The sequence below is a fragment of the Collinsella sp. HCP3S3_E11 genome (assembly GCF_052067375.1).
Lineage (GTDB): Bacteria > Actinomycetota > Coriobacteriia > Coriobacteriales > Coriobacteriaceae > Collinsella.
This window is the reverse complement of sequence record NZ_JBQHQI010000001.1, coordinates 486,890-502,523: the sequence shown is the minus strand read 5'-3', so window position 1 is coordinate 502,523 and position 15,634 is coordinate 486,890. Positions and strand designations below refer to the sequence as shown.

The 15,634-nt window shown below is 58.3% G+C and carries 13 protein-coding genes; 6 read left to right on the top strand and 7 right to left on the bottom strand.

Annotated features, from left to right (window positions below; translation table 11 throughout):
• The 3 genes from ACTM86_RS02095 to ACTM86_RS02085 all read left to right on the top strand — a co-directional run.
• Nucleotides 1-259: agmatine deiminase family protein (locus ACTM86_RS02095; RefSeq protein ID WP_441017247.1), on the top strand; the 259-nt coding region annotated here is incomplete at its 5' end.
• A 285-nt stretch (nucleotides 260-544) separates the two neighbouring features.
• Nucleotides 545-727: a hypothetical protein gene (locus ACTM86_RS02090; protein ID WP_441017244.1), complete on the top strand. Its 183-nt coding sequence runs from the start codon at nucleotides 545-547 to the stop codon at nucleotides 725-727.
• On the top strand, nucleotides 717-2,126 hold the full coding sequence (locus ACTM86_RS02085; RefSeq protein WP_441017241.1) for an APC family permease: 1,410 nt from the start codon (nucleotides 717-719) through the stop codon (nucleotides 2,124-2,126). Before ACTM86_RS02090 ends, ACTM86_RS02085 begins: the two co-directional genes overlap by 11 nt.
• Nucleotides 2,127-2,161: 35 nt before the next feature.
• Here ACTM86_RS02085 and ACTM86_RS02080 read toward each other — a convergent pair whose 3' ends face one another.
• Both ACTM86_RS02080 and ACTM86_RS02075 read right to left on the bottom strand, forming a co-directional pair.
• Nucleotides 2,162-2,353, bottom strand: a complete 192-nt coding sequence (locus ACTM86_RS02080) for a hypothetical protein (RefSeq protein ID WP_427794893.1) — start codon at nucleotides 2,351-2,353, stop codon at nucleotides 2,162-2,164.
• A gap of 391 nt (nucleotides 2,354-2,744) precedes the next feature.
• Entirely contained in the window at nucleotides 2,745-3,548 is an 804-nt protein-coding gene (locus ACTM86_RS02075) for a helix-turn-helix domain-containing protein (RefSeq protein ID WP_441017238.1), read from the bottom strand.
• 178 nt (nucleotides 3,549-3,726) lie between these two features.
• On the opposite strand from ACTM86_RS02075, the gene aguA reads away from it, so the two are divergent.
• The gene (gene aguA / locus ACTM86_RS02070; protein WP_154514946.1) at nucleotides 3,727-4,848 is read left to right on the top strand and encodes an agmatine deiminase; all 1,122 of its coding nucleotides are present in this window, start codon (nucleotides 3,727-3,729) and stop codon (nucleotides 4,846-4,848) included.
• Nucleotides 4,849-4,970: 122 nt separating this feature from the next.
• On the opposite strand, the gene ACTM86_RS02065 is transcribed toward aguA, so the two are convergent.
• On the bottom strand, nucleotides 4,971-5,621 hold the full coding sequence (locus ACTM86_RS02065; protein WP_441017235.1) for an N-acetyltransferase family protein: 651 nt from the start codon (nucleotides 5,619-5,621) through the stop codon (nucleotides 4,971-4,973).
• A 469-nt stretch (nucleotides 5,622-6,090) separates the two neighbouring features.
• Here ACTM86_RS02065 and ACTM86_RS02060 point away from each other — a divergent pair, with 469 nt between their 5' ends.
• On the top strand, nucleotides 6,091-7,053 hold the full coding sequence (locus ACTM86_RS02060; RefSeq protein WP_441017233.1) for a LuxR C-terminal-related transcriptional regulator: 963 nt from the start codon (nucleotides 6,091-6,093) through the stop codon (nucleotides 7,051-7,053).
• 138 nt (nucleotides 7,054-7,191) lie between these two features.
• The gene (locus tag ACTM86_RS02055; RefSeq protein WP_441017230.1) at nucleotides 7,192-8,994 is read left to right on the top strand and encodes an amidohydrolase; all 1,803 of its coding nucleotides are present in this window, start codon (nucleotides 7,192-7,194) and stop codon (nucleotides 8,992-8,994) included.
• A 412-nt stretch (nucleotides 8,995-9,406) separates the two neighbouring features.
• Here the strand turns inward: ACTM86_RS02055 and ACTM86_RS02050 are convergent, their stop codons facing one another.
• From ACTM86_RS02050 to ACTM86_RS02035, 4 genes are all read right to left on the bottom strand, one after another.
• Nucleotides 9,407-10,438 carry a 3-deoxy-7-phosphoheptulonate synthase gene (locus tag ACTM86_RS02050; protein ID WP_441017227.1) on the bottom strand — a complete coding sequence of 344 codons (1,032 nt, stop codon included), beginning with the start codon at nucleotides 10,436-10,438 and terminating at the stop codon, nucleotides 9,407-9,409.
• 306 nt (nucleotides 10,439-10,744) lie between these two features.
• Entirely contained in the window at nucleotides 10,745-12,601 is a 1,857-nt protein-coding gene (locus ACTM86_RS02045; protein ID WP_154514936.1) for an ABC transporter ATP-binding protein, read from the bottom strand.
• A complete protein-coding gene (locus tag ACTM86_RS02040; protein ID WP_441017224.1) occupies nucleotides 12,601-14,967 on the bottom strand; it encodes an ABC transporter ATP-binding protein in 2,367 nt (788 codons plus the stop codon). Before ACTM86_RS02040 ends, ACTM86_RS02045 begins: the two co-directional genes overlap by 1 nt.
• Nucleotides 14,964-15,413 (bottom strand): MarR family winged helix-turn-helix transcriptional regulator, encoded by a 450-nt coding sequence (locus ACTM86_RS02035; RefSeq protein ID WP_441017221.1) that lies wholly within the window; start codon nucleotides 15,411-15,413, stop codon nucleotides 14,964-14,966. Before ACTM86_RS02035 ends, ACTM86_RS02040 begins: the two co-directional genes overlap by 4 nt.
• Between the last annotated feature and the right edge of the window lie 221 nt (nucleotides 15,414-15,634).

Sequence of the window (15,634 nt, the reverse complement as noted above, 5' to 3'; positions counted from 1 at the left end):
CGCCGACGAGAACGCCGAGCCGCGCGTCCCCGACGAGCCGCTGATCGCCTCCTACATGAACTACCTCGTGACCAACCACGGCGTCATCGTCCCGCAGTACGGCGACGAGAACGACCAGCTGGCCGTCGACACGCTCCAGGAGATCTACGACGAGGTCTGGGGCGAGGGCGTCTACAAGTGCGTCGGCGTCCAGTCCGACCAGGTCGTCTACGGCGGCGGCAACATCCACTGCATCACGCAGCAGGAGCCGTCCGCCTAGTAGCCTGGCTTGCCGGGGCGCGGCGCCCCTCTTTCACGGGAGTCCGCCGCACCCCGGAGGCCCGGCCGGCCAGGCGAACGGGGCCGCCTGGCCGGTCGGCCGGGCTTTCCCCGGGCGCTCCGCTGCCTCCGCACCGGAGCGCCCTTCCCCTTCGATTGGATACCCGTCTGGCCTGGGACCTATCGCGGGTTAGGCCTATTGTTCGCTTGGATATCCCAGGTCAGACGCGTATCCAATTGCCGAAAGTTCCCGGTCGTATACGCGGCCGTCTTGATCGGAGTATCTATGTACCAGCGTATCGTCATCTACATGCGCCTGTTCCGCGAGCGTTGGTCCAACAATTGCATCCCTTCTTCTCCTTGGGATGGCACCTGCACCGGTGACGCGGCCTGTAACCCTACCTTGGGCTGCGCCTTCGGTGCAGATGCCATCTTTTTTGCTGTAGGGGAAGCGTACCATGGCAGGTAAAAAGTTCTCCCTGTTCGAGGTCATCCTCTCGGTTATATGCGTCGTATTTACCATCGAGGCGGCTGCTCCGGCATCTGCCATGGGCAACGTGCAGTTCTTCTGGTGGATCTTCCTCATCATTACGTTTTTGCTTCCCTATGGCCTGGTGGTGGCCGAGCTCGGTACGGCGTTCGATTCCGAGGGCGGCCTGTACGATTGGGTTCGCCTGGGCTTGGGCGACCGTTGGGGTGCCTGTTGCTCCTGGTGCTACTGGGTCAACTTTCCACTGTGGGTTGCAAGTATCGCCTGTATGTTCCCCAGTGTCATCAATGCGGTATGGGGCATCGAATTTTCGCTTGGGGCCCGAATTGCCATCGAGCTTGCCTTTGTGTGGGGCGTTACGGTCATGGCGATGCACCCGGTGGCCGAGGCCGATTGGGTCATGGACGGCGGTGCCGTCATCAAGGTGCTCATTACCGCCGTGGTGGGAATCGTCGGCATCTGGTTTGCCTGTAATAACGGCTTTGCCAACGACATGTCGTTTAAGACCTTCATTCCAGATTTGGGCGACACCAATTCGTTGACGTACCTATCGATCATCCTGTTCAACTTTATGGGCTTCGAAGTGGTCGCGACCTTTGCCAGCACGATGAAAAACCCGTCGCGTGATATCCCCAAGGCGGTTATCGCCGGTGGCGTTGCCATTGCGGCAATCTACATTATCTGCGGCATCGGCATTGGAGCCGCGGTTCCCACCGAGCGGCTTTCGCTCGATTCGGGCATTGTGGACGCGGTCGCCGCCATGTTGGGGCGCAGCCATCCGCTGACGATGGTCGTGGGCGCGGCCTTTTTGGTGACGCTGTTCGCCAACATGATCTGCTGGAGCTTTGGCGTCAACAACGTGGCGAGCTATGCCGCGCGTCACGGCAATATGCCGCGTCCCTTTGCGCTGGTGTCCAAGAAGACCGGCATGCCCAATGGCTCGGCACTCATTAACGGTTGTTTTGCCAGCCTGGTACTACTGCTTCAGATTCCGCTGGGCGAGGGCTCCGACGTCTTTTGGGTTTTCTTCTCGATGAACGTCGTCTTCCTGCTTATGAGCTATATTCCGATGTTCCCGGCGTTTTGGCGCCTGCGCAAATACGACGATCGCCCGCGCGTGTTCCGCGCGCCCTTCGAGGGCAAGGTGCTCGTGGTGGCACTTGCGATTCCCGTGGTGGAGCTTGTGCTTTCGATTGTCGCCACGATTGTGCCGCTCAACAGCTCACCCGCCGAGATGACAAAGTTGCCGATTCTCGTGGGCGTGGTAATCGGTGTGTTGTTGGGCGAGGTTTCGCGCCTCATATCGCGCCGCGGCCGCAGCGTCGATAATCCCGGCGTTGGTGCAAGGGGGACAGGTTTCTTTGCACCAAAACAGTAACGCCGCGAGCTGCGCGGCGCTTGCTGCATCTTGGATTACCGCTCGCGGTGCTCGGGGTCAGAAGCGAGCTTAGGCGCAAAGTAGGGGACGTGTCCCAGGTAAGGGCAGCTGTCCGTACGTTCGTCGACAAGACAGGGGACATCGTCGTAGGTGAGTGAGTCGCTCAGGCGGGCGATGGCCTTGGCGGCAGGAGCGACGAGCATCTTGAGCGGTGCGATAGGCGCCATGGCATCTCCTTTTCTTCATGCGACCCGTGTTCTGGCGCGAATGTATACGCCGCCAGTCTAGCATCCCGTCGCGGAGAGTTCAAAACCAACACAAATGCGACGGCTATTTCTGCGCTATCTTCAACGTCTCAATCTGTAACGTCTACAATCTGTAACGTCTAGCTTAATAAATCGCCTCTACTTGTTACAGATTGAGATAAACCGCCGGAGCGGGCCGTTTCCTTTCTGAACCACCACATAAGTGCCTGTTCCTTCCGTAGAGGTTTGGGTGTCGTATTGGCGTTCACCCAGATAAAACTACCAAAATAACCCCGCCTATTCTTTGAGCCAGAGCCGGCACTAATTCAAATGGCGAAATCAAAGGGCGTTCTCCGTATGGAGGGCGCCTTTTTTATCGCAGAATGGTTTGCGCGGCAGTCATAAGGCCCAGTCGGTTGCTGACGCCGAGCTTGCGATAGATGGCGTTGACGTGCTTCTTTACGGTCGACTCGCTTATGAATAGCTCGTTTGCCATCTGTTTGTTCGTTTTGCCGTCGAGCATGAGCCGCATGACTTCGGCTTCGCGCGGTTGGATATTATGTTCTGCAATGAATGCATTCAGCTGGTTTGTGTCTTCGGTCTGGGTGAGTTTAATGCCCCGAGGATAGAGGTTGGCGAGCGCGAGGCTCGCGTGCCGAGCGATTTCGAGCAGGATTGCGAGCTCGGTGTCGGTAAAGTCTCCGGCCGTGCGTTCGCGAAACAGGGCGATGCTTCCTAGCGGGCTGTCGTTGTGCGCGAGCGTGGCCGTACAGCCAAAGTAGACGCCCTGCGGTTCCATCCATTTGCGATAGATGGGCGTGGCATCGCGTCGCTCGACGTCGACCAGGTCGAGGTCGCGGTAGACGCCGACCTTATGTAGGTCAAAGCTCCATGTTGTATAGTCCATCGCGGCGTAGCGGTTGTAGTAGTCGCTCAGTGCGCGGTCGTCCATTCCGCTGCTTGCAGGATGGACGTAGCGTGGGGCATCACTGTCCGCCGCCTCGATAAGATCGAACATGGCGATCCGATGGGGCACGAGCCCTGTCGTTCCCTCGAGGGTCTCCTTTTGGAGCTTATCAATACCGTGTGATGCGTGGATTGCAAGCGCGAGCTCGTTGAGAGCAGTCCAGGTTGTACCGTCCAACTCAATAGTCTGCTGTTTATTGCATGGGGGCATAGGGCGTCCTTTCCATTGTGGAACCCAGTATGTCATGTTCTCGGCCTGAATAGAACTTTAGGTCAGCGAATGGTATACCGTCGGTCGTTGAAAGGGGCTCGAGGGACCATTGAGAACATCTCGGTGCGGCCGCATCATGGTCTCGTCAAGCAAAAGCACCGAGATTTAGGAGCTTGAAATGAAGACAATCTACGAGAGTGAATCCACGCCTAAGAAGGACGGGTTCTATATGCCCGGTGAGTATGAGGAGCAGGAGCGCACCTGGATTCTATGGCCGCACCGCTCCGACGTGTGGCGCTGCGGCGCCAAGCCGGCGCAGAAGGTCTTCACCGAGATCATCAAGACCGTTGCACGCTTTCAGCCCATCACTGTGGGCGTCAACACCGAAGACTTCCCCGCGGTGTGTGAGATCTTCGACGGCGTTGAGAACGTGCGCGTTATCCACATGGAGTACAACGACAGCTGGATTCGCGACCCCGGCCCGGCGTTCCTCGTTAATGACAATGGTGAGGTGGCCCTTTCGCACTTCCACTTTAATGCTTACGGCGGCTTCATTGACGGCCTGTATTTCCCGTGGGACAAGGACGCTTCCATTGGCCTGCAGGTGGCACAGCTTGAGCAGGTTAACCGTTATCGTCCCGAGGATTACATCCTCGAGGGCGGCTCGTTCAACTGTGATGGTCAAGGCACCGTCGTGACCACCGAGATGTGTCTGCTCAACGAGGATCGCAACCCGCAATACACCAAGGAGCAGATTGAGGAGAAACTCTCTGAGTATCTCGGTATCGAGAAGGTTATCTGGATCAAGGACGGAATCGATCCGTACGAAACGAACGGCCATGTGGACGACGTCGCATGCTTTAGTGCGCCCGGCGAAGTTTGCTGCATGTGGACCGACGATCCCAACCACAAGTTCTACAAGGAGTGCCAGGAGGCGTACAAGACGCTCTCCGAGGCCACGGATGCCAAGGGTCGCAAGCTCAAGATCCACAAGGTGATCATGCCTGCGACATCGGTATATATGACCGAAGAAGAGGCCAGCACGATCGATCCCGTCGAAGGCGTGCTGCCGCGTACTCCCGAGGATGCTTTCGAACCGAGCTATCTCAATTTCCTGCCCATTAACGGTGCGGTGCTTGTACCGCAGTTCGGCGATCCCAATGACGCCCAGGCGCTCAAGGATATCCAAGCTGCTTATCCGGACCGCGAAGTCATCGGTATCATGACCCGTGAAGTTATCTACGGCGGCGGCAACATCCACTGCATCACCCAGCAGCAGCCTAAGGCGCGCTGTAAATAGCAGTTCCATGGTGAACAGCGCTTGATTGTCCGCACGCGAAAGTCCGCCGACTTCAATGGTCGGCGGACTTTTTGTGTGATGGTTTCAGCTGAACGGCGGGCCGTGCGGCTTGGATGTGCAGGCTAATCCTGCGTGTCGCCTCCGTACATGTAGACGATAAAGCCGTCGCCGGTGTCCTGGCTGTGATCTTCTAGGATGCGCTTCATGTTGAGGTGCTCGTAGAACTGCCAGTCGGAGTTGCAGTCGCTCATCAGGAAGAACTTGGTGCAGCCTGCCTTGGCGAGCTCGGCGCGCGCAAGGTCGATGAGCTCGCGGCCGAGTCCCTTGCCCTGCCACTCGGGAACGATGATGATCAGGTTGAGCTGGCCCTGGGCATACTCGTTGCCCGTGGCGGCAAAGCGGTCGGCCGTGGCCTTTTCACGACTGTCGCCAAAGAGCGAGCCCTCGAGCTTGGCGTCGGCGGTCTTTGCCATCTCGGTTGCCTGGATAAACAGCTCGTCGTAACAGGGCTCCCAGGTGGGATTGGTACGCGGCTTGCCGTCCTCGAAGATGCCGATGCAGCAGGCGGCGATAATGCGGCCCTCGGCCTCGGCGACGAGTGCGATGGGGGAACGCTGCAGCTGCATGGCGATGTTAAAGCGTGCGCAGAAATCGGCGGCTTCGACGTCGCCGCGGTTGCGCAGCGTGTTGCACCACAGCTGGTTGTAGATGGCGGCGATGCCGGTCAGGTCATCAAGCGTGGCGGCGCGCAGGGCTACGTTCTCAAGGCTCATGGAGGCTCCTTCCAAGTTGGGTCAGGCCATCTATGAGTGTGACATGGACTCAGGACGGCCGCATCGACCATTCGGCAGACGAGCCTCGATTCCTCGGGGACGGAGGGTTCCAAGAGAGAATGAGAGCGGATTATCGGACGTCCGCTCGACGAGAGTGGATAATCTCTCACTTTTAGCGCTGATATAGGCCAAAAACGGGAGATTATCCGCTCTCATTCTGGGTAGTCTTTGGGGACGTTCTTAAACGACTAGTCAAACAAGAACGTCCCCAACGACTACCATCGCCGAGACCATGGCCGGCCTCTCCGGCACCCGCATTACCGGCTAGTTTCGCCCATGCGCTGGGGTGGGGGATATGCGTCTTCCACCCTTCCTTTCTTTGGCTGGATTTTGCGCTGAAGACAGCGATCTGCATGTCTTTGGCGTAAAGTTTATCCTTAGCACATATCAATAAGCGAAAGGCCCGGTAGTGAGTACGTTCTACTTCTTCTACGGAATCACATTCGTCTTGGTTTGCATGGTGGCGGTGTGCGTATCGGTATGCGCATACCTCGTCTCACATCGAACAAGCTACTTGACGGTCTCGGCCTTCTTTTTCTTCGACATGCTCGAAAGCGCCCTCGTATTCCTCGATGAGTATCAGGGCAGTAAGATGATGGCAGATATCCTCAGCAGCCAATTTCCCATGACTCACCCCATAACGAAACTCGTCCTATCGATTGGAATCATGGCGAGCATGTGGGCATTTGCATTGGCGATCGCAAACAAGACGAGCCGGCTTCACATGCTCGTGCCCTGCATCGTCTTTTCTGCTTTCGAGGCCATGTCGCTTGTTTTGCAGCCCGATTCAATCAAACAACTCGCATTTTATGCGTTGCGCTCCTTGTTCATGTTCGTGGCGTTTGGCATGATTTTCGTCTGCTACCGCAAAAGCAAACCGTTAGCGCGAAAGAGCTTCTATGCACGCTACGGCAGGTTTCTTATTGTGATGGCTGTGTTGACGGTGTTTGTTCTGATCGAGGATGTACGCGTTCTCGGGCTGAATATTGGGCGGATCGAAGTCATTGATTACCTGTATTTTGCCTACGGCAGAAACATCTCAGAGAACATCATGAGCGTGGTGGCCGCGATATATACCGTTCGTGCGGCGTCGCGGATCTTGTCGTTGCGCTTTTCTGCTCCGCCCACAACGTCTGGCACCTCTGCCAAGCAGATTGCGGAGGTCCGCTTCTCGGCATTCTGCGACCAGCACGATATCTCCGCGCGTGAACGCGAAGTGCTCGACCTTCTGCTCGATGGCCAGGATAACCGCGCCATAGCGAATGAATTGTTTATCTCTGTCGGCACGGTCAAATCGCATGTTCACACGATATTCCGTAAATGCGGTGTCTCATCGCGGTCCGAGCTTCTTCAGAGCTTTTGGGCAGGTTAAAGGCAGGGTTATAGGGGATATAAGCCTCCGCTTACGGCAATAACCCCGTTTGTGCAGACAAGTTTATACCCGGGGGTGGTATTCAGGTGATAGCAAGCGTCGCAAAAGCGCGGCGATGTCAACTGAAAGGTGGGTTATATGAAGACCTCTATCCCCCCCGTTTCCCGTAGAAGCTTTCTCGGCCTGAGCACGTTGGGCGCCGCGGCTGTTGCGGTGGGTGCCGCCGGTTGCGCCAACAATTCTTCAAATGCCGGAAGCGCCGGCAGCGCGAGTTCCGACAAGGCATCCATCGTCTTTCGTAACGGCACGATTCAGACGATGGTCAAAGAGGGCGACACCGCGGCCGCCCTGGCTGTCTCGGGCAACAAGATCGTATATGTAGGCGAAGACTCCGGTGTCGACGAGTACATCGATGACAACACGCGCGTCATCGATCTTGATGGCGGTATGGTGATCCCCGGCTTTATGGACGGGCATATCCACGCTCCGGGCAACTGGGTGACCGCGCTGTACGAAATCGATCTTACCAAGGCTACCACGATCGATGAGTATAAGAAGGCGGTCAGTGATTTTGTAACCAAGCATCCCGATGATGAGGCTTACGTTGGTGGCTCGTTCATGATCAACGCCTTCGAGCAAGAGGATGGCACCAATCCCGGTCCCAACAAGTCCATCCTCGATGAGATCTGCTCCGATAAGCCCATCATGCTGACCGATGTTTCCTATCATTCGGTGTGGGTCAACAGCCGTGCGCTCGAGCTTGCGGGCATCGATAACGATACCCCCAATCCCACGGGCGGCATCATCACCCGCGATGCAAACGGCGAGGCGACTGGCTACTTGATCGATTCTGCTGCAGGTATGGTGAGGGAGGTTGTCTCCGTCGAGCATACGGACAAGGAGCTTGAGAACGCTATCGACAAGTACCAGCAGGTGGCTACGAAATACGGCATCACCGGCATTACCAACATAAGCGTCGTGGGAGATTCTACGGCAGAGGATTGCCAGTTCTATACTGACCTTGAGAAAGATGGCAAGCTTAACCTGCGCATGCGAGTACTTCCTACCATTAGGCCCGGCATTACGGCTGAAGAGGCCCTTAAAACCGTGAAGGACCTCAAGAAGTTCGATAGCAACATGATCTCTACCGGTACGGTTAAGATCTACTCCGATGGCGTTACCGAGGGCGGCAGCGCCGTGATGCTCGAGCCATATACCTCCGCCGCCGGTAAGGGCGATAACTGGCACGGCGAGTCCGTCTGGGATCAGCAGGAGTTCAGCGACATGGTGGCCGCCCTCGACAAAGAGGGTGTTCAGATTCATGTTCACGCGATCGGAGATGGCGCCGTCCACAATACACTCGATGCCTACGAGCGCTGCGTCAAGGAGAACGGTGAGCGCGATGATCGCCGCAACACCATGACGCATGTGTGTGCAATCACCGACGAGGACATTCAGCGCGTCGTCGATCTCGACATTGTGTGCGCGTTGCAGTTCCTGTGGATGTATCACGATCCTTTGTGCGACCTCGAGATCGCCTTTGTGGGCGAGGATCGCGCCATGAAGTTCTACCCCGTCAAGAAGATGCTCGAGGCCGGCTGCTTTATCTCCGGTGCGAGCGATGGCCCGGTCACCGGCTATGCGCCGCTCGAGGAGATCGAGGTGGCCGTTACGCGCAACAGCCCGTATCCCGAGGAGGAGGACACCGATATGTACCGTTGGCCCGAGCAGGCCATCACGGCATATCAGGCGCTCGAGGCATATACCAAAAACGTTGCCTTTGAGAACTACATGGAGGATAAAGTCGGTACGCTCGAGGTGGGCAAGCTCGCCGACATCACGGTGCTCGATCAAGACATTCTTCATTGCGATCCCAAGAAGATCTCCGATACCAAGATTCTGTTCACTGTCTCCGATGGCCGTATCGTATACGAGGGATAATCGGTCGATCGAGGTAAAGAGCGGACGATCTGCTCGGTAGAACGCTAGGGCGCCAGCTGTCGTCGCAATTTAGTGCAGGCCGCCGCGGATGCATGAGCGTCCGCGGCGGCGCTTTTTTGCGGTGGTCATGGGGGACGTTCTTAAACGACTAGTCAGACAAGAGCGTCCCCAACGACTACCCCAAGGAATGTCCCAGACTGCCGTCAGAAAAGGAACGTCCCTAACTGTCGCGTCCGGAGCAAGACGGCGCCGCAGGTAGAGGACGGACAGCGAGCGGGCCGCATTTGAGACAAGGTGACGTGAAACGAAAGGGCGCTGACCTTCTGGTCGCGCCCTTGAAGTTGAGCGTCAGATTGTACAGGTGCGGCCCGCGCAGCGTCGAGTAGTTACGCGGTTTGGTAAAACCGCGTAACTAAACCCGCTCTGCGATCTCGTGGATGAGGTAGTCGGTCTTTTCCCAGCCCAGGCACGGGTCGGTGATGGACTTGCCAAAGACGCCGCCGTCGACAGACTGGTTACCGTCCTCCAGGTAGGATTCGATCATAAAGCCCTTGACCAGCTTGGAGATGGACTCGTTGCGGCGGCAGCTGTCGAGCACCTCCTTGCAGATGCGGTGCTGCTCCAGCGGGCGCTTGCCCGAGTTGTCGTGGTTGCAGTCGATGATCGCCGCCGGGTTGGCGTAGCCGGCATGCTCGGTATAGCGCTCAGCCAGACGCTCCAGATGCTCGTAGTGGTAATTGGGGTAGGTACGACCGTCGAGACCAATGTAGCCACGCATGACGGCGTGCGCGAGCGGATTGCCGTCGCACTCGACCTCCCAGTTGCGGAAGATGAAGCTTTGATGTGCCTGGGCGGCGTAGATGGAGTTGAGCATGACGGTGGTGGAACCGGCGGTGGGGTTCTTCATGCCCACAGGCACCGAAATGCCGCTCGACACCAGACGATGCTCCTGGTTCTCGACCGAGCGCGCGCCCACGGCGACGTAGCTCAGCAGGTCGACGAGGTACTGGTAGTTGGACGGGTAGAGCATCTCATCGGCGGTAAAGAAACCGGTCTCCTCGATGACGCGCAGGTGCATATGGCGGATGGCTTTAACGCCTTCGAGCAGGTCATCGGGCGCCTCGGGATCGGGGTTGTGCAGCAGGCCCTTGTAGCCGGTGCCCTTGGTGCGCGGCTTGTTGGTATAGACGCGCGGAATGATGATGAGCTTGTCCTTGACCTCTTCGGCGACCTTGGTCAGTCGGCTCATGTACTCAAGCACCGAGTCCTCGCGGTCGGCAGAGCACGGGCCGATGATGAGCACCTTGCGCGCGTCCTCGCCGGTAAAGACCTTGGCGACCTCGGCGTCGAATGCCTGTTTTTTGGCGGTAAGATCGGCGGAAAGCGGCATTTCCTCGCGGATTTCCATGGGGATCGGCAGCCTGCGCTTGAATTCCATGGCCATACGGGGCCTCCTCAATCAAATAAGACAAAGTGTGCATTGTCGAATGCTCGGCATTATCCGCTGTCGCACGCTAAAGTGCAAGCCCTCGTCACCCCAAAACCTGCCAAAAAGGGACAGGTTTATTTTGGCAGGTTTTATCTGGGTAAACGTTGGCTGGCCCTGGAATGGAATGATGCCACGTGGCTTGGAAGAGGTCGTCAATTTGGTCCCAGGGGAGGCGGTTTGAGGGTCGCAGAACAAAAAAACGGGGGCACAGGTTGTCCTGCGCCCCCGTTCTCGGGTGTTATCCGTTCCCTGCGGCAGAATTTACGCTGCTTCGTCGAACTGCGAGTTGTACAGGTCGGCGTAGAAGCCGCCTTGGGCGAGCAGCTCGTCGTGCGTGCCTTTCTCGACGATGTCGCCGTCGCGAATTACCAAGATCACGTCGGCGTTGCGGATCGTGGACAGGCGGTGTGCGATAACAAAGCTGGTACGGCCCTGCATCAGCGCATCCGTGGCGCGCTGAATAAGCTCCTCGGTGCGGGTATCGACGTTGGATGTCGCCTCGTCCAAAATCAGCGCCGGGCGGTCGGCCAAAATGGCGCGGGCAATGGTCACGAGCTGGCGTTGGCCCTGCGAAAGGTTGGTGCCTTCCTCGTTGATCATAAAGTTGTAACCGCCGGCGAGCGTATGGATAAAGTGGTCGCAGCGTGCAGCGCGTGCAGCGGCCTCGACCTCGGCATCGCTTGCATCGGGGCGTCCGTAGCGGATGTTCTCGCGGATGGTGCCGTTAAACAGCCACGTATCCTGCAGCACCATGGCAAACTCGCCGCGCAGTGCCGCGCGGTCCCAATCGCGTACGTCGACGCCATCGACGCGCAGCGAGCCGCCGTCCACGTCGTAGAAGCGCTGTAGCAGCTTAATGAGCGTGGTCTTGCCGGCGCCGGTGGGACCGACGATGGCGATGGTCTGGCCGGGCTGTGCCTCGCAGCTAAAGTCGTGGATGATGGTCTTGTCGGGCGTGTAGCCAAACTTGACGTGGTCAAACTCCACATGGCCAGGGCGCTTTTCGGGAATCTGCGCGTCGGCCTTCTGCTCCTCCTCGGGCGCGGCCAGAAACTCAAAGACGCGCTCGGTGGCAGCGGCCATAGACTGCATCGTGTTGCTCACGTTGCCCAGCTGCTGCACGGGTTGCGTAAAGTTGCGAACGTACTGGATAAAGCTCTGGATGTCGCCGGGCGTGGCATTGCCGGTCAGCGCGAGCTGTGCACCCACCACGACCACGCCCACGTAGCCCATGTTGCCCACCAAGCTCATAAGCGGCATCATCAGGCCCGACAGGAACTGCGAGCGCCAGCCACTAATAAAGAGGCGGTCGTTTTGACGGTCGAACTCTTCGATTGAGGCCTCGGCGCGGTCGAACACCTGAATGACGTTCTGGCCGGCAAAGTCCTCCTCGATAATGCCGTTGACGGTGCCCAGGACCTGCTGCTGCTCGCGGAAGTACGGCTGCGAGAAATGAATCATCACGGTCAGGATAATCGCGGCGGCCGGCAGTGTGAGCACGGTGACGCCGGTAAGCGGCAGGCTGATCGACAGCATCATGACGAGCACGCCGATAATCTGCGTCACCGACGTGATGAGCTGCGTCACGCTCTGGTTGAGCGACTGACCCAGCGTATCGACGTCGTTGGTGATGCGGCTGAGCACATCGCCCTTGCTGTGTCCGTTAAAGTAGCTCATCGGCACGACAGCGATCTTGGCGGCGATCTCCTTGCGCATTCGGTAGCAAATCTTTTGCGTGACGCCGGTCATGAGCCAGCCCTGGATGAGGCTGCAAACAGAGCTTGCCAGATACAGGCAGAGCAAAAAGCCGAGCGTCTTGGCGATCCAGGCAAAGTCGACATCGCCGGTACCGTTGACCTTGGCGACCAGGCCTTCGAACAGCTTGGTCGTAACCTGGCCGAGCACCTTGGGTCCCACAATGTTAAAGACGACCGAGCACACGGCAAAGGCGACGGCGGCAAGCACGGCAACCTTGTGTTGACCGATATAGCCGAGCAACTGCCGCATGGCGCCCTTAAAGTCCTTGGCCTTCTCGCCGCGGCCCATGCCACCCATGCGGCCCATGGGACCGCGCTGGCGGGTGGGCTTGGGAATCTGAGTCTTGGTCTCGTCTGCCATTAGTGCTCGCCTCCCTCCATAACGGCTGCAATTTCTTCTTGAGTGAGCCCCAGCTCCTCGGCGGAAAGCTGCGACTGTGCGATCTCCAGGTACGCCGGGCAGCTGTGCAGCAGCTCCTCGTGCGTACCAGTGCCCACCACGTGGCCGTCGTCGAGCACGATGATCTGGTTGGCGTGCATGATGGTCGCGATGCGCTGGGCTACGACAACGAGCGCGGCGTCGGTAACGTTTTTGGCAAGCTCTTCGCGCAGGCGCGCGTCGGTCCTGTAGTCGAGGGCGCTAAACGAGTCATCGAACACCAGGACCTCGGGCTTTTTTGCCAACGCGCGGGCGATGGCCAGACGCTGGCGCTGACCGCCCGAGACATTGGAGCCGCCCTGGCTGATGGGGGAGTCGTAGCCGCCCTCGCGCTCGGCGATAAAGTCCTCGGCTTGGGCGATGCGCGCGGCCTCGTGCATGTTCTCGTCGCTTACCATGTCGCCGGCAAACTTAAGGTTGCTCTCCACGGTGCCCGAGAACAGAAGCCCCTGCTGAGGGATGTAACCAATGCGGCGGCGAAGCTCGGAAAGGGTCATATCGCGCACGTCGATACCATCGAGCGAAATGCTGCCGCCCGTGACGTCGTATAAGCGCGGAATCAGCTGTACGAGCGTGGACTTGCCCGAGCCCGTGGAACCAATGATGCCGAGCATCTGACCGGCATGCGTGGTGAAGTTCACGCCGCTCATGACGTCGGCGCGGGCATCGGGATACTGGAAGCTCACGTCGCGGAAGGTGAGCTCACCGCGCGGTGCGCTGGCCGCGGGCAGTTTGGGCGAGGCGGGGTCGTTGATGCTCGTGGGGCAGGTGATGACCTCTTCCACGCGCTCGGCTGCGACCTCGGCGCGGGGCAGGATGACCGAAACCATGGTGAGGATCATAAACGCCATGACGATTTGCATGGTGTAGGAGATAAACGCCATCATGTTGCCGACCTGCATCACGCCATCGGACACGCCCTGCGCGCCAAACCAGACGATAAGCACGGTGATGCAGTTCATGACGAGCATCATGAGCGGCATCATAAAGCTCATGGCACGATTGGTGTAGAGCTGCGTGGTCATTAGGTCGAGCGAAGCCTTGTCAAAACGCTCGAGCTCATGCTCCTCGCGGTTGAACGAGCGGATGGGCATAAGGCCGTCGAGCAGCTCGCGGGCGGTGAGGTTAACGCGGTCCACAAAGCTCTGCATCTTTTTGAACTTGGGCATGGTGAGGCCCATAAGCACGCCGACGACGGCCGAGACCGCGATGATGGCCACGGCGATGGTCCACTCCAGGCCGGTGTGGTTGGCCAGGACGCGCATGACGGCGACGATGCCCATGACGGGGGCCATCAGGCACATGCGGATAAACAGGGTTGCGGCCATCTGAATCTGCTGAATGTCGTTGGTGCAGCGGGTGATGAGCGAGGCCTGGCTAAACTTGCCCACCTCGGCCGGCGAGAAGTGCATAACCTTGTTGAAGGTCTCGCGGCGCAGGTCGCGTGCGATGGAACAGGCGGTGCGCGAGGCCACGGCGCCGGTCAGGATGGTGGCGATGAGCGAGATCAGGCACAGACCAAACATCGTGGTTGCCATGCGGCCCAGATAGGCGTTCTGCACGTCGGCGGGGTCGATGCCCTGCGCCTTGTACTCGTCTTGTACATAGCTCACGGCGCGTTGGGTCACGATGGAACCCGACATGGAGCCCATTTTGTCCGCCATATCGTTGGCACCCTCGACGAGCTTGCCCTGGTCGATTAGGCCGCCTTCAACGCCTAGGCGCAGGCTCTTCATGGTGATCTTACCGCCGTCGGTATCAATCTGCTTTTGCATGTTCTGCGCTGCCGCGGCCTTCTGCTGCGTCTCGGCGAGCTGCTCGGGCGTCATTGCCGCCATCTGCTCGGGGGTGGGCATGGCCTGGGCGGCGTTGTTGTTATTCTCGCTGGACGAACCCATCATGTCATCCATGGAGTTGGCGTCAATGCCCTGGTTGAACGAAAGGACGACGGTCTCGGGCAGGCTCACGATGTCGGCAATCTTGCCGCCGTCGGCGCGCTCCTCCTCGGTGCCCTTGTACGTTCGAATGCCGTTATTATCCGCCTTGCTAAACACGGCCTCCACAGCTTTGGCGTCCTTATCGCTCATAAAGAGTTCGAGGTCGTCGAGCGATTCGGTGCGAATGGTGTCAGGTACGGGCGAGGCGATACCGCCTTGCTGCACGCCCACGTCGACGATGTCGCTCATATACGTAGGCAGCGCCAGATCGGCGTTGCAGCTGATTACGATAAGTACGATAGCTGCGAACAGTGCCAGGACATGCTTTTTAAAGAGCTTGAGAATCCTCACTCGGCATCTCTCCTTTCTTGATTGCGGTCGATAATTTCGTTGGCACGCCTAAGAAGGCGCACCATCTCTTGGGTATCTGTTTCGCCGAGCTGCTCGAGGAAGGCCGCGGTGCGGTCCTCGAATTCCCGATGCTTGATTTCGAGATCATGGAATCCCTTGTCGGTCACCGTGACGTGTACGCGACGACGGTCGGTCTTTGAGTGCTCGCGCTCGACCCAGCCTTTGGCTTCGAGAGCGCGCAGGATATTGGCGATGCGGGCGCTCGAGACCCAGGCACGATCGGCGAGTTCGCTTGGCGTGAGCGAACCGCCAGCGAGCATGAGGGCGCGCATGACGGCCATCTCGCCACTGAGGGCTTTGTCCGCAAAGCGCGAAATGCGCTGATGCATGCTGCCGAACTCGGTAAGGAGCTGACGCTCAAGTTCACGGAAATCGGCATCTTTCACCGAAAACCCCTAACACTAGAAACTATTTTTGGTAGAAGATGATACCCCCATATGCGGGCCTCATGCAGTGGGCAATATTAAGAGCGCATAAAGACTTAAAATAATTCAATTGCTGAAGCGTTTCAAAGAACTATTATGCCCGCGGTTAGGCGAGGGGTTGTCACCACCATGACGACTGGGACTCATTTATCGCCATGTGCGATGCTCCAACTTCCCGCAAG